This is a genomic window from Brevibacillus brevis (assembly GCF_022026395.1).
In the GTDB taxonomy this organism is placed as follows: Bacteria; Bacillota; Bacilli; order Brevibacillales; family Brevibacillaceae; genus Brevibacillus.
In genome coordinates, this window is record NZ_CP041767.1 from 3,881,158 (window position 1) to 3,899,848 (window position 18,691).

15 protein-coding genes are annotated in these 18,691 nt (G+C 48.8%); all 15 read right to left on the reverse strand.

Annotation, left to right across the window (positions count from 1 at the left end; genetic code table 11):
* Nucleotides 1-55: 55 nt before the first annotated feature.
* The gene (ftsZ, locus tag FO446_RS18550; protein ID WP_106783052.1) at nt 56-1,204 is read right to left on the reverse strand and encodes a cell division protein FtsZ; all 1,149 of its coding nucleotides are present in this window, start codon (nt 1,202-1,204) and stop codon (nt 56-58) included.
* 126 nt (nt 1,205-1,330) lie between these two features.
* Complete coding sequence (gene ftsA, locus FO446_RS18555) at nt 1,331-2,587, reverse strand: cell division protein FtsA (protein WP_173608204.1); 1,257 nt, start codon at nt 2,585-2,587, stop codon at nt 1,331-1,333.
* Between the two features lie 142 nt (nt 2,588-2,729).
* Complete coding sequence (locus FO446_RS18560) at nt 2,730-3,077, reverse strand: small basic family protein (protein WP_007717721.1); 348 nt, start codon at nt 3,075-3,077, stop codon at nt 2,730-2,732.
* A gap of 2 nt (nt 3,078-3,079) precedes the next feature.
* Nucleotides 3,080-3,826 carry a DUF881 domain-containing protein gene (locus FO446_RS18565; RefSeq protein ID WP_173608205.1) on the reverse strand — a complete coding sequence of 249 codons (747 nt, stop codon included), beginning with the start codon at nt 3,824-3,826 and terminating at the stop codon, nt 3,080-3,082.
* 20 nt (nt 3,827-3,846) lie between these two features.
* Nucleotides 3,847-4,557 carry a DUF881 domain-containing protein gene (locus tag FO446_RS18570; protein ID WP_173608206.1) on the reverse strand — a complete coding sequence of 237 codons (711 nt, stop codon included), beginning with the start codon at nt 4,555-4,557 and terminating at the stop codon, nt 3,847-3,849.
* Nucleotides 4,558-4,579: 22 nt separating this feature from the next.
* Nucleotides 4,580-5,365, reverse strand: a complete 786-nt coding sequence (locus FO446_RS18575) for a cell division protein FtsQ/DivIB (RefSeq protein ID WP_173608207.1) — start codon at nt 5,363-5,365, stop codon at nt 4,580-4,582.
* A 131-nt stretch (nt 5,366-5,496) separates the two neighbouring features.
* On the reverse strand, nt 5,497-6,753 hold the full coding sequence (gene murA, locus FO446_RS18580) for a UDP-N-acetylglucosamine 1-carboxyvinyltransferase (RefSeq protein ID WP_015892094.1): 1,257 nt from the start codon (nt 6,751-6,753) through the stop codon (nt 5,497-5,499).
* Between the two features lie 15 nt (nt 6,754-6,768).
* Nucleotides 6,769-7,674, reverse strand: coding sequence for a UDP-N-acetylmuramate dehydrogenase (murB, locus tag FO446_RS18585; protein WP_173608208.1), 906 nt, complete (start codon nt 7,672-7,674; stop codon nt 6,769-6,771).
* Nucleotides 7,675-7,776: 102 nt separating this feature from the next.
* Nucleotides 7,777-8,880 carry an undecaprenyldiphospho-muramoylpentapeptide beta-N-acetylglucosaminyltransferase gene (gene murG, locus FO446_RS18590; RefSeq protein ID WP_232773335.1) on the reverse strand — a complete coding sequence of 368 codons (1,104 nt, stop codon included), beginning with the start codon at nt 8,878-8,880 and terminating at the stop codon, nt 7,777-7,779.
* 77 nt (nt 8,881-8,957) lie between these two features.
* Nucleotides 8,958-10,052 (reverse strand): stage V sporulation protein E, encoded by a 1,095-nt coding sequence (spoVE, locus tag FO446_RS18595; protein ID WP_173608210.1) that lies wholly within the window; start codon nt 10,050-10,052, stop codon nt 8,958-8,960.
* A gap of 66 nt (nt 10,053-10,118) precedes the next feature.
* Nucleotides 10,119-11,483 carry a UDP-N-acetylmuramoyl-L-alanine--D-glutamate ligase gene (murD, locus tag FO446_RS18600; protein ID WP_232773336.1) on the reverse strand — a complete coding sequence of 455 codons (1,365 nt, stop codon included), beginning with the start codon at nt 11,481-11,483 and terminating at the stop codon, nt 10,119-10,121.
* Nucleotides 11,480-12,451, reverse strand: coding sequence for a phospho-N-acetylmuramoyl-pentapeptide-transferase (mraY, locus tag FO446_RS18605; RefSeq protein ID WP_007717699.1), 972 nt, complete (start codon nt 12,449-12,451; stop codon nt 11,480-11,482). The genes murD and mraY overlap by 4 nt, the downstream gene beginning before the upstream one ends.
* Before the next feature lie 42 nt (nt 12,452-12,493).
* Complete coding sequence (locus FO446_RS18610; protein WP_232773337.1) at nt 12,494-13,972, reverse strand: UDP-N-acetylmuramoyl-L-alanyl-D-glutamate--2,6-diaminopimelate ligase; 1,479 nt, start codon at nt 13,970-13,972, stop codon at nt 12,494-12,496.
* A gap of 152 nt (nt 13,973-14,124) precedes the next feature.
* Nucleotides 14,125-16,053: a stage V sporulation protein D gene (locus FO446_RS18615; protein WP_237898741.1), complete on the reverse strand. Its 1,929-nt coding sequence runs from the start codon at nt 16,051-16,053 to the stop codon at nt 14,125-14,127.
* Between the two features lie 64 nt (nt 16,054-16,117).
* The gene (locus tag FO446_RS18620; protein ID WP_237898744.1) at nt 16,118-18,589 is read right to left on the reverse strand and encodes a penicillin-binding protein; all 2,472 of its coding nucleotides are present in this window, start codon (nt 18,587-18,589) and stop codon (nt 16,118-16,120) included.
* Nucleotides 18,590-18,691: the final 102 nt, after the last annotated feature.

An 18,691-nucleotide genomic window follows, 5' to 3' on the forward strand; every position in this document is an offset into this window, starting at 1 on the left:
AAAAAAGCCTTGTCCCCACTGACGGGAACAAGGCTTTTGACAGTCGTTTTTCACTTTAGTTTTTGTTGCGGCGGCGATTGCGCAGGAATGCTGGAATATCCAGATTATCCAGGTTGCCCATGGAGAAGAAGGATTTGTCTTCCTCTTCTTCCTTCGCTCGGCTGTTATTCGTATTGGAAACTGGTGTCGGACGATTGCCAGGCGTATTGACCGCCTGTTGTTGACGGCGAGGGGCTTCCGGAGCCCGTTGAGCATGCTCAAAGCCTGTGGCAATAACTGTCACGACCAATTCATTCTTTAATTCCTCGTTAATCACAGCACCGAAAATCATATTCACATCTGGGTCCGATGCGGAAGCCACGATGTCTGCTGCTTCGTTTACTTCGTACAAGCTCAGGTTGGTACCGCCTGTAATGTTCATGAGAACACCGCGTGCACCATCAATGGAAGTCTCGAGAAGTGGGCTGGAAATAGCACGGCGAGCAGCTTCAGCCGCACGATTCTCTCCGCTGCTTACACCGATTCCCATGAGAGCGGAACCACGCTCAGTCATGATCGTCTTCACGTCAGCGAAGTCCAGGTTGATCAAGCCAGGTGTTGCAATCAAATCGGAAATACCTTGAACCCCTTGACGAAGAACGTTGTCTACTTCGCGGAATGCTTCGAGCATTGGCGTATTCTTATCAACGATTTCCAAAAGACGATCGTTAGGAATCACGATCAGTGTATCTACTTTTTCTTTCAAAGCAGAAATACCGATTTCACCGTGCTGGGAACGTCTGCGACCTTCAAAGGAGAACGGACGGGTTACTACACCAACTGTAAGAGCACCCATCTCCTTGGCGATCTCTGCAACAACAGGTGCTGCCCCTGTACCCGTACCACCGCCCATACCAGCCGTTACGAATACCATATCAGCTCCACGCAGAGCGTTCTCAATCAAATCACGACTTTCTTCCGCTGCTTTTTTACCGATCTCAGGATTCGCACCTGCTCCCAATCCACGTGTCAGCTTTTCACCAATTTGCAGCTTCATATCGGCATTAGAGAGTTGGAGTGCTTGCGCGTCAGTGTTCAAGGTGATGAACTCTACACCTTTCAACCCTCCTGCGATCATGCGGTTTACTGCGTTACTACCGCCGCCGCCGCAACCAATAACTTTAATTCGTGCAAAGGATTCCATATCCATATCAAATTCCAGCATATTGCTAGTCCTCCCCAATTCAACATAAGAAAACTTCGTGGCTACAGAAGCCTGTCAACTAAACACAATGGAACGAATCGAAACCCGTCTTCGTCATTGTAGTTAAGCTCGATAAAGCGAACTCCATTAAATAAATTCGCTAAACCAGTTTTTTACTTTTTCCATCAAACCGCCGCCTTCTGCTTTTGGCTTAGACGAAACAGTTTGCTTCTGAGTGCCCTTGAATGAGGGGGTGACGCGAATGCTGCGGCGCTCCATCAACTGCAAGGCATATTGAATCAAACCTACCCCGGTGGTGTAGGCAGGATCTCGCACTCCGATGTAATCAGGAATCGCAATTCGAACAGGTGCGTCCAATTCTTCTTTTGCCAATTCCAACATGCCCGGCATAGCTACGGTACCACCCGTAAGAACATAGCCACCTGCAATTTCGTCGCGATAGCCCAATTTGTATACAGCATCCTCGACTAATTGGAATATTTCCGCAGCGCGCGGCTCGATAATATTGGCCAAATCCACTTGCGTAAATTGTTTTTCGACTTCACTGCCAATCCGGTTCACCTTGAACTTCACATCTTCGGATGCTTCGTCAATAAGGGCACAGCCGTTTTTGGTTTTCACACGATCTGCCACATCTGTATGCGTTCGCAGTCCGAGTGAAATATCGCTCGTAATGTGGTCGCCACCGATGCCGATCACGGTGGTCGCTGCCAGTTTCCCCTGCTCGAATACACCGATCGTGGTAGAACCCGCACCGATGTCGACAAGAACGACACCCATATTTTTGTCATCTTTGGATAGAGCAACAGTGCTAGCCGCAAGCGGTTGCAAGAATATTCCAGCTACACGCAGATTGGTTCGTTGAGCACAGCGAACGATGTTATGTACGACCGTTTTCAACCCGGTCACAATGGTCCCTTCCATTTCCAGTCGGACACCAATCATCCCACGCGGGTCCTTAATACTCCCTTGTCCATCAACGATGTACTCCTTTGGGACTACCTCGATGATTTCACGGTCTGGAGGAATAGCCACGACCTTCGCTGCCTGAATTACGCGTTGAATATCTTCTTCTCGTATCTCACGGTCTTCGCTGGATACAGCGACAACCCCTTGGGTTTCATGCAGATCGATATGGTTTCCAGTGATCCCTACATACACTTCTTCGATTGAAACGCCAACCATGCGCTCTGCATGATCAACCGCTTCCCGGATGGCATGCACGGTTTGGTCGATGTCTACAATCACGCCCTTCTTGATGCCTTCTGAGTGTGATTGTCCGACGCCGATGATGTTGATGGAACCATTGTTGATCTCGCCAATCATGACGCGTACTTTGGATGTTCCAATGTCTAGGCTGACTATGAATTCATTGCTTACCAAACCTGTGACACCTCCCCTGCTACGTCTTTTTTCTTGCTAAAGTGAGAACACCTGCATAAATTATTCCACACAGGACTACCATTCCCTTTTTTTCTTATTGATTTTTTGTAAAAAAATGACCATCTTCCCATTTTTCTTCGCGCTATTCTTGCTGATTGATCCATTTGGATAGAACAATTCTCCTAATGACAGCGAGATTGTTGAACAACCGGACCCCGAAAGCCACGATCGCAGCCAAATACAGATCAATCCCCAAGAACCCTCCAATGAAGGCCAAGCCTGCTGCAAAAAGTGTGTTGAAAAAGAATCCAGACATGAAAATACGAACGTTAAAAGTACGCTCTAAAAACGAACGAATCCCCCCAAAGATCGTATCCAATCCAGCCAAGAGGGCTATTGATAGATAGCTGCTATACTCCTGGGGCACACGCCAATCCAGCAGGAAGCCGACAACAAGACCGACAATCAGTCCGATAAGCGGGAGCCACATGGTTACGAATCTCCTTTTTGTTTCACAGGTTTCATAAATTGAATGACACGTGTTTCGTTATTCGCTGAAATCATCAGCTTGTCCCGTTTTTCTGCCAGCACCTTTTTATTCGCCAGCTGGAAGTTCTCCTCTACACCCTCCAGCTTCAATGCGGACAACAATACTTCAGGCTCCCCCAATGCTTTTATCTCATACGGAGCCCTGATCGTCCTGGTATCGATTTGGATGACGTCTCCCACATTGCGGATTGCAGTGGTAGCAATCAGTCGATGGCCATTAATGGAAACAGCTTGTGCTCCGTTTGCAAACAGGATATTTACCAACCAGCGCAAATCTTCATCGTCAATCGTATAGTCTCCTACAACAGGCACAGGCATATGTTCATCCAAAACTGGTTCTTCAGGCGTAGGGGCATCGACAACATCAATAACAATGCCTTCTCCCTCCATCCCTACCATACCAGCCATCCGGCGAGTCCGTGCCAACTCCTCTTTCATAACGGAGATACTTTCATCTTCACTGAGGGAGGTTTCGTATTGGTAGTACAGCTGATTATACTTTGAAATGTCTGCAAGCAGGTTTTTGTGTTTCTCCAGTTCTTTTTGCAACGTGGTCCGAAGTTCCGCGATGCTGCGAGACTCTTTATGCACAGGATGAAGACTGCTTCGTAATTGCACAGTCAACATCACACCTATGATAGCACTAATGATGGCAAGAATAAATGTGATTTTACGGCTTTTTTGTAACATAGGTAAACGCATCCTTTTATTTAGGAGTGTTTCGTTTTCGCGTCACCAACAAAGGCAGGCAGTTCAACCTTCTCTTTTTTGGCTACGCTTATTTGGACAAAGTCTTGCAAGGAGTGCAAAACACCTCCCGGCAAGTTCAAAGCACTGTCTAGTGTGTCGGGATTCCCTATCGCTGTTACTACGAATGGAGCGGCCGACTTGATGCCGTTTACGATGATCGTAGGTCCAATGCAACGAATTTCGGAATTGCTCACCACACGCTGCCCATTAATGCTGATGGCCTCTGCTCCTGCTGCACGCAGTTCATTGACGACCAGACGTACATCCTGCTCATGCACGATGTAGTTCGCGATGTCTGCGCTGTTCGCTGCATTCTGGCTATCCTGCATCGTTATGACGATACCCGGTCCTTCGACAGCGACTACCCCTGCCAACATCCGCGCTGCATCCAGTTGACTGAGTGTATCAGCAGCCTCCGATTTGCGCTCCGCCATCGCCTCTTCCACTTTTCCCACCTGACGCTGCAAATCGAGCAGTTGACTTTCCAGATGCCGATTTTGCTCCTTCTCAGCCAAAATCCGATCATTCAATTGCGTTTCCTGTTGGAACAGCTGATCATTCATCCGTTCTTTGCGCGTAAGCTTGTTCGTTTCGAAGGAAGTGGCCACTAGAAAGCCGGTAGAAAACGTCACGATGGTTAAATACAAATGAAATTTGCGACGACGACTCATTGTCTACTTTCCCCTTTTTCATTTACTGCTGTGGCTGTTCTTGCCCTTCCTGTATCGGAATAGCCCCTTGAGCCCCGTAAGGAATAAACCACGGCTGCTCAAACAAGGAGAGCACCCCTTTTGTATCTGGCGGCAATTCTTTCACGATTGCCGGGTACCAGTTCATCATCTTGTCCAGCTTGTAGATGACGCTTCTTACTTCATTCCCATCGCGCATGTACAGTGTTACGCGTTGTTTGTCGTAAACCGTTGGCGTCAGTGTAATATCCGAAATCTCCGCGAGTACATCTGGTGATAATTTCGATAACGACTTGGCAAGATGGGGAAGGAGCTCAGGTGAGGCCCAGGAGCTAATCAATGGCCTGTCCACTACACGCTTGGCGAAATTAACCTGTTTGAGCACATAGCCATTGTCCAGTAAGGCATAGCGGCTTCCGTCCTGCCCACTCCAAAAAGCGACGCGCTTTTGTTCGGTGATATGTAGCGTGATCAATCCGGGAAAAGAGCGGCTCACCGTCACATCTTTAATGGCCTCTAATGGTTTCAAGTTATTTCGTACACTGTTCTCCCATACGTTTAGAAACTGCATGTCCTTCACTAAGCCGGATTGAGCAACGATTTGCTCCGTCGTATAAATATCATTGCCAGTCACTCGAATCTCTTGCACCTTACTGTAAGGAGAACGGATAAAAACGATGATGAGAATGGTAAGAAAAAACAATACCAGCAAAAAGACCAGCTTGCGGTTGCCCCTTCTTCTGGGGCGTTGTTGCTTGACTTGCGGAATGCGTTCCTCATATACCGCCATGGCCGTACCCTTCCTCTTGTTTTTTAGGCTCATTGCCCAGAGCAAAGTAAATTACTGGATGTCTTTCGAATAAATGTCATTGAACAAAACAGGGAAAGCGGCATAACATTATGCCGCCCACTCTCCCTCGGTTACATCGATACTCGTGATATATCGGCTCCTAATTGACGCAACTGCTCTTCCAGCCGATCGTATCCACGATCGATATGATGGATCTGGTTCACCGTGGTAATACCTTCTGCAGCAAGCCCTGCGAGGACTAAGGCAGCACCTGCTCGAAGATCAGTAGCTTCGACATTCGTAGCGGTCAATTTGTTGACACCCCGAATAATTGCGGAGCCAAGATCTACGTATATAGAGGCGCCCATTCGCGCCAATTCATTCACATGTTTGAATCTTCCTTCAAAAATGGTCTCTTTGATGACACTTGTTCCCCTTGCCTGTGACAGAAACACCATCAGCTGCGCCTGCAAATCAGTCGGAAACCCAGGATACGGCGAGGTAATGATCCGGTCGTAGGCACGTGGACGGGACGTGCTTTTGATTTCCATTATATCATGGCGGGTCTTGATTTCAACACCGCAGCTACGGGCGACCTCAATCAATGCCATCAATTGCTCAGGCAATGTATTGGTCAATTCGATATGTCCCTGTGAAATACCGACAGCCAACAGATAGGTTCCTGTCACAATCCTGTCCGGTATGATCCGGTAACTGACGGAACGCAAACGAGGTACACCACTGATCTCAATCGTATCGGTGCCTGCCCCTCTAATTCGCGCTCCCATTGCATTCAGGAAATTCTGGAGGTCGATGATTTCCGGTTCTCGTGCTGCATTACAAATTCGAGTTGTGCCTTTTGCCAGCACAGCCGCCATCATGATATTTTCCGTCGCGCCCACACTGGGAAAGGAAAGAAAGATATTGGACCCACGCAATTGTTTGGCCCGAAATGTAATGTAGCCTTCCGATTCTTCGATTTTGGCTCCCAGCGCAGTCAATCCAGCCAAATGCAAGTCAATCCTGCGCTCTCCAATGTCACATCCACCTGGTCTGGAAATCGTGACCTCACCCAGCCGTGCGAGGAGTGGTCCCGCCAAAAAAATCGAAGATCGCATTTGGCTCATTAAATCATCCGGCACCTGCGGGACACAGACAGACGTTGTATCCAGATCGACACATCCGTCCTCATGCTTCGTATTCGCCCCAAGCAACGTCAAGATTTCGAGCATGACTTTAATGTCTTTTAGATGGGGGACGTCATAGATATAGAATTGCCCTTCCGCGAGCACTGCAGCGGCAAGAATGGGAAGAGCAGCGTTCTTAGCACCTTGGATCCGAAGCGAACCGGACAGAGGTCTTCCGCCTTCGATCGCAAAAGTCTCCAAACTTTCACCTCCGTGTTACCCCTCGCCCACCACCAGGACTTCCGGATGCAGGTCTATCCCATTTTTCTCGAGAATGGTGCTCCGAACATGATTAATCAAGGTGAGGACGTCGGCAGCCGTTGCTCCTCCGCAATTCACGATGAAGTTGGAGTGTTTTTCTGAAACCTGAGCTCCTCCGATCTGATAGCCCTTCAGCCCAGCTGCTTCAATCAGGCGACCTGCGTGGTCATTCGGCGGATTTCGGAACACACTGCCAGCACACGGCATCTGCAGCGGCTGCGTATTGCGCCGTCGTTCCTTATTGGCAGCGAGTGTGGCGGCAATCTCCTTGCGGTCGCCCGTCCTCAATTGAAAACGGGCCTCTAGCACGATCCCTTTTTGCTTTTGCAAAAGAGAAGTCCGATAGCTAAAGCTCAGTTCTTCGTTACTCAACACTTTACTTTCGCCGTTTTCGAAAAGGATCTCGGCATCAATAAGAATACGTGAAAGATCAGATCCGTGTGCCCCCGCATTCATATAGACGGCGCCGCCTACCGTACCAGGAATCCCTCCTGCAAACTCCATACCTGTTAATCCCATCTTGCCTGTCTCCACCGCCAGGCGGATCATGGAATATCCGGCACCCACACACACCTCTTCGCCCCTGAACTCACAGTGGCTCAAGCCCTCGGCCACCTTAAGCACGGCTCCACGTATCCCTCTGTCCCTCACCAGAAGGTTTGAACCGCGCCCGATTACACTCCAAGGAATTTCATGACGATGGATGATCTGCAAGGCTTTTTGCAAGGATGCTTTATCCTTGGGTTGGATTAACAAATCAGCAGGACCCCCGATCCGCCACGTTGTATGATTAGCAAGGGGTTCATCGGTCCACACTTTGTCAATTCCTGCTTGCATGAGTTCATCTGCGATTTTTTTCATTTGTGAACCTCCTGATACGTTTGCTAGGTCGGACCTAGTCTTCTCACGTGTTTGCTCCATACTATGCGTTCGCCCAGATCGGCGTGACAATCGCCTATCTGATCATTTTTTTCGTGTAATCGCCTCTAATTGACGGACAATCTCCGTAGCTGCTTGCGGCATCCCCAAGGAAAGAGAACTATTTTTCATCTCTTCCCATTTTGCTGGATTGGCAAGAATATTTTCCAAGGAAAGTAGCAAGCTCTCTCCGGTAAGTTCCCGCTCTACGATAACATGAGCTGCCCCTGCCCGCTCCAATCCCCTTGCATTTTTCTCTTGATGATTGTTCGTGACATACGGGGACGGAATCAAGATCGAAGGCACACCTAGTGCCGTAATTTCTGCCAAGGTAGATGCCCCTGCGCGACCAACCAATACATAGGTCGCTGCCAAAACATCCGGCATATTATGGACGAACGGAAGCACAGAAATGTTACTTGGAAGTGTTGCCAATTCTCTAAGCTGTGCCGAAATTGTTTCATAATGAACGTCGCCCGTCACATATACAAAATGAGAATCGGCATATTTGCCCAACTGCGTAACAACCGAAAGCACCGCCTCATTGATTGCGCGGGCTCCCCTGCTGCCACCAAAGATCAGCACGATTTTTTTGCTATTGTCCACACCCAAAAAGCTACGCCCCGCCTCTGCATTACCATGCATGACTTCCGTTGCACGCGGATTTCCGGTCAGTACCGTTTTAGACGGGGGAAAATGGGCAAGCGATTCTTTGAACGAAACAGCCACCCGTGTAGCTGAGCGAGAAAGAAACTTGTTGGTCAAGCCTGGCACTACGTTTTGCTCATGGATCAGCGTTGGAATCCCCAAGCGAGAAGCTGCATATACGACTGGGCCACACACGTAGCCACCTGTACCAATTACGACATCCGGTTTGAATTCGCGCAGCATTTTCTTGGCATCACCAACAGCCCGGACGAATTTCCACAAGGTCTTCAGGTTGTCCAACGAAAGCTTGCGTTTCAATCCGCTAATTTCTACGGATTGGAAAGGAATATTTGATCTCGGAACCAAACCTGCTTCCAAGCCTTTTTTACTGCCAATATACAAAAAGGCAGCCTGCGGATTTTGGCGGGAAACTTCCCTCGCCACCGCAAGCGCCGGATAAATATGTCCACCTGTGCCACCGCCTGTTAAGACGACACGCATACGTTCACACCCTTTTTTAGAAGGAGTAGCAATGAGCTGATGTACATTCCTATTGCGTACTCCTGTTGAGGTTTCTGTTATCGAGAAAAACGAGAGATGTTCAACAAGACACCTACACCTGTGAGCATCAGTGTCAATGATGAACCGCCGTAGCTTAAGAATGGCAACGTGATTCCTGTCACCGGAAACATCCCTGTTACAACACCAATATTGATGACAACCTGGATGGCAATCATTCCAATGATTCCTAGCGCAAGCAGGCTTCCGAACAAATCCGGAGCCGTAATCGCCGTCCGCATTCCCCTCCACAACAAGAGGAGGAAAAGCAGGAGAATGAGCGTGCCTCCGATAAAGCCCAGCTCCTCCGCGACAATCGAGAAAATAAAATCATTGTAAGGCTCCGGCAAGTACAGATGCTTCTGTCTGCTTTGTCCAAGACCAAGACCCAACAAACCACCGGGACCTATTGCGTAAAGGGATTGGATGATTTGATAGCCGGTATTGAGCGGGTCAGACCACGGATCGAGGAAGGACGTAATCCTTTTGATTCGATAAGGAGCTGACAAAACCAATCCGATGAAGCCAACCACTCCGATCATTCCCAATCCGACAAAATGACTGACCCGCGCACCTGACGCAAAAATCATGACAACCGCTGTTCCCATCAAAACCGTCCCGGTGCCCAGGTCCGGTTGCAACATGATCAATCCAAAGCACAGAACCGGGATTCCCAAGGCAGGCATAAGACCTTTTCGGAACAAGACAATTTGCTTCTGATTATCTGAGAGCCACTTCGCGAGAAATGCAACAACGCCCAGTTTCGCAAATTCTCCTGGTTGAATTCCAAAAGCGCCAAATCCAAGCCAGCTTTTCGAGCCATTTACCTCGATCCCGATGATCAAAACAAGAATCAACAGACCGATGCTCGCCAAATATCCTGCCTTGGCCCATTGCTTCCACACCCAGTAATCAATATTCATCGTAATGTACATGGATGTAATCCCTAACAGAGCGAAGATCAGTTGCCGCTTGGCAAAGAAATACGGATCGGAAAACGGCGGCTTTTGCGCCACGATCGCGCTGGCGCTGTACACCATCACGATGCCAATTCCCAATAAAAAAAGTGTTGCAAAAATAATTACGAAGTCGGGGGCAGAGCGTACCTTGCTCATTGTGCCAGGTCATCCTTTCTCATGCCGTCCCGCTTTTGTCATATTCGTGATGGTACCAGTGGGACGTTATGCTAGGCTTGTTTTAAGTCTATGCACGCCGTCCTTAAACATGCTCCCCCTTGTCTCAAACGAAGGAAACATGTCCCAACTCGCACAAGCTGGGCTCAGTAAGACCACATCACCTGATTCAGCTAACCGGGAAGCAGCAAGAACGGCTTTTTCCACAGTATCGACATGGATACGCTCATTAATCCCTGCTTCCTGAGCACGTTCCAGTAAAATCGGAGCCGTTTGCCCAAGGGCGATGACTGCTTTTACCCGACCTTGGATCACAGGCAGCAGCTCCCGAAAATCAACGCCACGATCCAGCCCACCGCAAATCCATACGACCGGCTCCTTGCATGCTTGCAAGGCGCGTGATGCAGCTTCCGGGTTGGTCGCTTTTGAATCGTTGAAGTATTTGACACCGCGAATCGAATCTACGAACTCCATCCGGTGCTCTACCCCCGGGAAGGTAGTAAGAACTTTTATAATCGATTGCTTGTCCGCACCTGCGAGCTTCGCAACAAGAATCGCTGCCAGTGCGTTGTCCAGATGAGGAACGGTAATATCCGCTATTGCAACAATTGGCTCTGTATTCCCATTCCCATCCGCAAACAGGATCAAACCATCCTTGACAAAAGCTCCCTTTGGCACCTCTTGACTCTTGCTAAAGTAGTAAATGGCTGCAGGGAGGTCTTTGCATTTTTCTACAATCTCTGGTTGGTCATATGGCAAAATAGCTGCGTCATCTGCCGTTTGGTTGGCAAACATTTTCAGTTTGGCTACCAAATACTCTTCCATGGTGTGATGGTAATCCAGATGAGCAGGATACAGATTGAGTAAAACACCGATATGTGGGCGAAATTCCCTTGTCCCCATCAGTTGGAAGCTACTCAATTCGGCAACGAGCCATTCGTCGGGACCAGCTTCCTCTGCCAGACCGCACAACACGGTACCGATGTTGCCTCCTACCTTCGCATCCAGACCCGCTTCTTTGAGAATCAGTCCGACGAGCGTCGTAGTCGTCGTCTTGCCATTGGAGCCTGTTATGCCGATAATCGGTGCCTTGGCAATCTGGAAGGCTAGCTCCACCTCCGTCACAACAGGAATGCCTAGTGACTGAGCCTGTTTGACGGGTGCTGCTTCATACGGAATCCCCGGGTTTTTGACCACTAGGGATACACCTTCATGAATCAGATCATCAGGGTGATAACCGCAAATGACCGGGATTCCCAACGCTTCCAGCTCTTCTATCCCCACGGCTTCTTCACGTGGCTTTTTATCATTTACGACGACATGAGCACCAAAGCGGTGTAGCAGTTTAGCCACTGCGACACCGCTCTTTGCCATACCAATAACGACGACATGTTTATTATGAAAACGCATCATCTGATTGTCACCACCTCAAGGTATACACCCAATCCAGCAAAGAACATACCGACGAGCCAGAACGTGACAACCACGCGCCACTCTGACCAGCCTGTTAATTCAAAATGATGATGCAGGGGACTCATTCGGAAAATACGCTTTCCACGCGTCTTAAAGGAGACTACCTGCATAATGACAGAGAGTGTCTCAACAACGAATACCCCACCGATAATAGCCAAGAGCAATTCCGTCTTGGTCATGATTGCAATTCCCGCGAGCGCTCCACCAAGTCCAAGTGAACCGGTATCACCCATGAACACGCGTGCCGGATGTGCATTAAAGACGAGGAAGCCAAGTAGCGCACCTACAACAGCTGCACTAAAAATAGCAGTGTCATAATCTTGGCCAAACCATGCGATGATCGCATAAGCACCAAAAGCAATGGCTCCCGTCCCTGCCAATAGTCCATCTACCCCATCTGTGATGTTAACAGCATTCGTTGTACCTACCAAGAGGAACAACAGGAACGGGAAGTAGAAATAGCCAAGCTCCAGCTTCCACGGTGTACCTGGCAGATGAATGGACGTGTCATGCCCCATCATGAGCAGCAAAATATAAGCGCCGATTGCCAAGACAATCTGACCAGCAAACTTCTGTTTGGCGGTCAACCCGAGGTTACGTTTTTTCTTGATTTTGATGAAATCATCCAGAAACCCGATTAAACCGTATCCGAGAGTCACCAATAACAGGAAGTAAATTTCCATTTTCGCATTGGCAAACTTCAACACGGTAAATATGAGTGCCAAAAGAATGATGGTGCCTCCCATAGTGGGAGTTCCAGCCTTCTTATAATGGGATTGCGGTCCTTCCTCACGAATTGCCTGCCCAAATTTCAGGCGGCGAAGGAAGGGAATAAACAATGGGCCAATGAGTACGGCGATGAGAAACGCAGCGACGATCGTGACGATTAGGACGTTGTCAACGAACATGCCCGAGCCTCCTTTCTTTCGATGCAGTGTGTGGCATCTGTTTTATTCTTGGTTGTACCGGGCAATCGCTTCGCGCGCTACTTCACGGTCATCGAAGGGCAACACCTGGTCTTTAATAATTTGATACGTTTCGTGTCCTTTTCCGGCGATCAAGATCACATCGTCCGGCTTTGCGAGCGAAACAGCATGGGCAATGGCTTCGCGTCGGTCTGTTAGTGCCGTATAACGATCAGGTGCCACTTCCGACAAGCCTGCCAGCATGTCATCGAGAATCGCCTGCGGCTCCTCCGAGCGTGGATTATCTGATGTTAAGACGGTCAGATCAGCATATTTCGTTGCAATTTGCGCCATGATTGGGCGTTTGGATCGATCCCTGTCGCCTCCGCAGCCAACAATGCAAAATACGTTGCCACGGGCAAATTCCTTGACAGTCATCAATGCATTTTCCAAGCTGTCTGGCGTGTGTGAGTAGTCGACGAGCACCGCAAACGGCTGACCAGCATCTACTGCTTCAAATCGCCCATTTACCCCTGCTACCGCTTCCAGGCTCGCTTTAATCTCTTCTAGTGGAATACCTTCTGCGAGTGTAACCGCGATGGCTGCCAAAGCGTTATACACATTGAACTTTCCCATCAGCTTCAAGTTCAGACGCGCACTGCCAGCAAAGCTTTCGACTGTAAAAGAAGTTCCTTTACTGGTGATTTCGATTTGTTTTGCCCTTACATCTGCAGGTTGATCAATGCCGTATGTAATGACTCGCGCCGGTGTAACGGTAGCATATAATTCGGACGCCTCATCATCCGCATTCAGTACAGCGGTCTTTAGACGGTCTGTGTCATAGCTGTTGCCGAGCTGGGAAAACAACAATGATTTGGCGTAGCGATAGTTTTCCATTGTTTTATGGTAGTCGAGGTGATCCTGGGTCAGGTTGGTGAAAACCGCTGTATGGATTTCGCAACCGCGGACTCTTCCCAGCTCCAGTGCATGAGAGGACACCTCAATAATCGCATAGTCTGTGTTTACATCGCACATGCGGCGAAAGCTTCTTTGCAAATCTATGGCATCTGGAGTCGTATTTTTGACTTCCTCCGTTACGTCTCCAATTCTCATATGGATCGTTCCGATTAAGCCTGTTTGCTTGCTTTGATCGCGCAAAATTTTGTCGATCAGATGCGTAGTGGTCGTCTTGCCATTTGTCCCCGTTACGCCAATGACTTTTACTTCTTTCGTAGGAGATCCGAAAATACGATCAGCCAGCATAGCCATTGCCCGCCGGGTATCCGGTACTTTGACAATAGTCGCTGGCACGTCCAGATCTTGTTCGGATAACACGGCGACGGCACCATTCTTCACCGCCTGGGCCGCGAACGTATGTCCATCCACGGTATATCCAGTCAGACAGACAAACAAGTAGCCGGGCTTTACCTGGCGCGAGTCTGCTGTCAAACCCGTAATCTCCATGCTGTCATCCCCCGAAACCGTTACTGGCAACAAAGGCATGAGCAGATCCCGTAGAAACATGAAACAGGCACCCCATTCTCCAACTAGTATAGACAGAAATTTGAACATTTGTACTAGGCTACACCGATCATTTAGGCGCAGTCTGGACGAACAAAGGCAGAGCGAACGTAGACAAGCCTACTCCCCTCCGCCTTCGAAATCTCATTTTATAGCTAATTGGTCGATTTGTCACCAAGGTATATGCGAATTTTTCCGCCCTCATCAATTTTTACTCCGGGTGCAGGGGACTGCTGAATGACATACTGACCTTTCCCTGAAACGACTAGCGGCAGAGTATCATACGTTGTCACTACGTCTCTCATGGATTGTCCGACCATGTTTGGCACTTCGATTGGCGCCCTTTCTCCAAGTGCTTTGTTAATTTCCTTGGGGATGCCATCTTTACGTTTCGGTACATTCAAATGCTGAACGGAGGATTCCATGATGCTTTTTACACTCGGAGCGGCAATCAATCCCCCAAACGCCAGTGCTTTCGGATTGTCTACGGCGAAATATACGACGAGCTGTGGATCATCAGCCGGCGCAAAGCCGATAAACGACACGATGTATTCCCCATCGACGTAACGGCCATTTTTTACTTTTTGCGCTGTCCCCGTCTTTCCTCCTACCCGATACCCTTCAATAAATGCCTTGTTACCCGTTCCTTGCGCGACCACACTTTCCAGTGCATGCCGAACTTTGGCGGAGGTCTCCTCTGTAATCACCTGTCGCACTTCTGTCGGCAAAGTCCTCGCTACGACATCGTGTGTCACACTATCCCGCCATTCCTTGGCGACAAACGGTTTCATAAGTTTGCCCCCATTGATGGCAGCTGAGACCGCAGCCATTTGTTGAATTGGCGTTACCGATACCCCTTGACCGAAAGAAGTCGTCCCCAGCTCTACGGGTCCTACTTTATTCAAATTGAATAACAGCCCGTTTTCTTCGCCAATCAAATCGATCCCTGTCTTTTGTCCGAAGCCAAATTTTTTGATGTAGTCAAATAGTCGTTCTTTTTGCAGTCGCTGGCCCATCGTCACGAAGCCAGGGTTACAAGAATTCTCTACCACTTCCAGCATCGTTTCCTGTCCATGCCCCTGGCGTTTCCAGCAACGCAATCGCTTCCCTGCCACATTTATGAATCCCGGATCGTAAAAGCCCTCGTTCAGATTGATGACCCCTTCGTTTAAAGCAGCTGCCAGTGTCACAATCTTGAATGTGGAACCGGGCTCGTATGTTTTCCAGATAGGGAGATTTCTATTGTACACCTCGGAAGGATAGTCCCTGTACGCATCCGGTTGAAAAGTCGGGCGACTTCCCATCCCCAATATTTCCCCTGTCTTTGGATTCATGGCGATCGCCAGAACATCATCGGGCTGATAAGCGACCACCGCTTGATCCAGCTCGCGTTCGATAAACGATTGGATGGTACTGTCGAGGGTTAAATACATGTCCATCCCATTCACGGGTGCTACGTAGTCTTCAGTTCCACCTGGCAGTACGCGCCCTTTGGCATCTGAAGGAAATGAGATATGTCCCTCGGTCCCCATCAAGAAGGGATCATAAATTTTTTCTAGCCCTGTCAGCCCTTGATTGTCAATGCCTGTGAAACCAAGAATATGGGCTGCCATATTTCCGTTCGGGTAAAAACGCTTCGTATCCCCTGCCAAGTATATCCCTGGCAGATTCAGTTCTTGTATTTTTCTCGCCTTTTCAACTGACAGTTTTCTTCCACCAGGAATCTGGTTGTTGCTCATTTCTTTTTTCGTAATGGCACGAAATACATCTTCTTCTTTTTGCTCCAAAATGACGGCGAGCTGTCTCGCTGTTTCTTTAGGGTCTTTGATTTGTGCCCCTACCGATACCAGTGTGGGGACGGTCATATTCGTCACGAGCTCGTTGCCGCTTCTGTCCAGAATGCGACCGCGATTGGGTTGAAATTTAATTTCCCGCTTGAGCAGTTCATCTGACATTTGTGAGAGTTTCGGTCCTTCTATCAATTGAACATAACCCAATCGGGTGACAAGCGCTGAATACAAAACAACGCCTACAATCAAGATGATAAAAATACGACGGCGTACAGTAGCATTGGATACCCGCAAAGCGAGTCCCCCCTCAAATAGGTTGTCTCTTCTTAACCTTATTCGCAGGGGGGACTAGTTAGAACTATGGAGTTGTCAGCGTTTGCGTCGATTGGTCTTCTGGTTTGTCAGGAGGAGGTGCCTGTCCAGATGCTGGCGGCTGTGCTGCCCCACCTTGCCCGGTTTGCTGACCGGAAGATGGTGGAGCCGGATTGTTTCCTCCTGTTGAGTTTGTAGCAGGATTCGACCCCGAATTGTTTGGTGTGGTTGTAACGGGCACTGTGCTGCCCTCCTGACCAGGAGGAGGGGGTGTCGGTACAGGTGGTTCCGACACGGATTGCAGCGTCACCTGTAGCAGCTCTGTACCCTGGAGAACCGTTCCCGGAGGAATGCTTTGTTGGGTGACGAAACCAGTTCCAGTTGATTTCATTTCGAGATTGATCAAAGAGCTGAACTCCATGACATCCCGCAATGATTTTCCTTTGAAATCAGGCATCTTCGTTCCTTTTACCCTGTCCGTTACTAGGATGATCTGTTCACCAGGAATGACCTGATCATAGGCTTCCGGATATTGTTTGACGATTTTCGTACCTGTTCCGGCTACCGTGACGGTCAAATTGTCCTGCTTCGCCCGCAATTGTGCGGCTGTCGTGGACATCCCTTCAAACTTAGGCAATGTCTTCGGTGCAGCAGGTGAGGATGCCAGTGCTGCCTGCGCTTCTTTTTTCGGCGTCGCCTTTTCACTCTGTTTATTCTTGACTAAGGACAGATCAGGCTGCTGCTGCAAATATTGCAGGCTGCGTTCCATAATGGATGTAAACATCGGAGCTAGCATCATTTGTCCCCACAATGCATACCATGCATCTGTTTGCGGATCGTCAATGACGACATAAACCAACAGCTTCGGATTGTCTTTTGGCGCAAAACCAATGAAAGAACCAACGTAACGGCCATCCATAATTTTCCCTGTGTTAGGATTATATTTTTGTGCCGTTCCCGTCTTTCCTGCGACTTGATACCCTGGGATTTGATATAGTGTACCAGTCCCGGGCTTCTCTGAGACAACCTTACCCAAAATGTCGCGTGTCTGTTTTGCAGTCGCTTCACTTACAACCCTGTCCACAACCTCACGTTGCGTGCGATTGACGACTGCTCCCGTGTGAGGATCGCGCATTTCTTTTACTATATGAGGTTTTAGAAGCTCTCCTCCATTCGCGATTGCCCCTACAGCAGCAACCTGTTGGATCGCCGTAACCGTCGCTGCTTGACCATACGTTGTTGCAGCCCAGTCGCGTGGTGACCGAGGTTTTTCCAGGTTGATCAAGTTTCCTTCTTTTTCGTAAGGAAGCTCTATTCCGGTTTTTTGACCCATCCCGAATTTTTTGAAGTATTTCTTCAGACCCTCCAGTTTCAACCGTTCATAACCCAACTTAGCGAACAACACGTTACTGGATCGCTGAACCCCTTCCAAAAAGCTGATGGTTCCCCAACCGGCACCATTGTTGTGGTCACGGATCGGAATCTGCCCCTTGATGGTGTAAGCGCCTGATTGATAGGTTTCATTCTGATTAAACATTTTTTCTTCGATTGCTGCCGCCAGCGTAATAATCTTAAAAGTTGAGCCCGGCTCAAACATCGTGGTGACTGCATGGTTGTTGTAGTTCTCAATCCCGTTGTAGTACGTATTCGGATTAAACTGCGAACGGTTGCCCATCGCCAATACCTCGCCCGTTTGCGGGTCGGCTACAACGACCGTCATGCCCTGCGGCTTGTACTGCTGTTCCACCTTGTCAAGGGCTTGTTCTACATAATCCTGTATCTGGCGATCAATGGTGAGATATACATCTAAGCCGTCTATTGCCGGAATGTAATCTCCTTCTCCGTCTGGCAGTTGATAGCCTGCACGATCCTTTTGGTAGGCAATATGTCCCTTTTTGCCAGCCAATTGTTCGTTCAATTGCAGTTCGATCCCCATTTTCGGTTCATCATACAAATCAAGATAACCGATCACGTGGGAAGCGAAGGCGTTATTCGGATAAACCCGGCGAGTCGTTTCAGTCAAATAGATTCCTGGGAGCTGATTCTTTTTGACCTTCTCACCACTTGGCAGTGTCGGATATTGCAAACTTAGAATGCGGTTCCTTTGCTCTTCACTGATCTTTTTCCCGTAGCGTCCCAATTCCACCACTTTGTTCGGCTTGGTCAAATTCTTCACCAATTCTTGAACAGGCGCATTCAAAATAGGAGCCAGCATATTCGCTGTGTAGTAGGGGTCTTTCACCACATCTTCGTCTCTCGCATCAAGTGGCTTCAGCCTTGCATTTACTGTGTATGCCTTACCATCATATGCCAAGATCTCTCCGTTTCGATCATAGATTGCTCCACGCTTCGGCTTCAAAACACTCTCTCTGTCCCACTGCTTTTGAGCCGTTTCCATAATTCTGGCAGCCTCTGCCGTTTGGATCCAATAAATCCGAAAGCTCAACGTCGAAAAGGTCAAGATCAGGCATAAAGCTACCACGAGAATTCGCCAATTTACTTTTCTCTTCCATTCCATCTCCATTCAACTCCGTCACATCAAAGATCGCCCGCCTCCCAAGTAAGGCTGATGGGGGAGACGAACGCAACCTAGCCGAGTCAGGAGCAGACTCTGGCCCAG

Coding starts and splice junctions, on each gene's coding strand:
- ftsZ (WP_106783052.1), bottom strand. CDS start 1,204: ATGCTGGAATTTGATATGGATATGGAATCCTTTGCACGAATTAAAGTT.
- FO446_RS18560 (WP_007717721.1), bottom strand. CDS start 3,077: ATGTGGCTCCCGCTTATCGGACTGATTGTCGGTCTTGTTGTCGGCTTC.
- FO446_RS18565 (WP_173608205.1), bottom strand. CDS start 3,826: ATGTTACAAAAAAGCCGTAAAATCACATTTATTCTTGCCATCATTAGT.
- FO446_RS18570 (WP_173608206.1), bottom strand. CDS start 4,557: ATGAGTCGTCGTCGCAAATTTCATTTGTATTTAACCATCGTGACGTTT.
- FO446_RS18575 (WP_173608207.1), bottom strand. CDS start 5,365: ATGGCGGTATATGAGGAACGCATTCCGCAAGTCAAGCAACAACGCCCC.
- murB (WP_173608208.1), bottom strand. CDS start 7,674: ATGAAAAAAATCGCAGATGAACTCATGCAAGCAGGAATTGACAAAGTG.
- murG (WP_232773335.1), bottom strand. CDS start 8,880: ATGCGTGTCGTCTTAACAGGCGGTGGCACAGGTGGACATATTTATCCG.
- spoVE (WP_173608210.1), bottom strand. CDS start 10,052: ATGAGCAAGGTACGCTCTGCCCCCGACTTCGTAATTATTTTTGCAACA.
- murD (WP_232773336.1), bottom strand. CDS start 11,483: ATGATGCGTTTTCATAATAAACATGTCGTCGTTATTGGTATGGCAAAG.
- mraY (WP_007717699.1), bottom strand. CDS start 12,451: ATGTTCGTTGACAACGTCCTAATCGTCACGATCGTCGCTGCGTTTCTC.
- FO446_RS18610 (WP_232773337.1), bottom strand. CDS start 13,972: ATGTTTCTACGGGATCTGCTCATGCCTTTGTTGCCAGTAACGGTTTCG.
- FO446_RS18620 (WP_237898744.1), bottom strand. CDS start 18,589: ATGGAATGGAAGAGAAAAGTAAATTGGCGAATTCTCGTGGTAGCTTTA.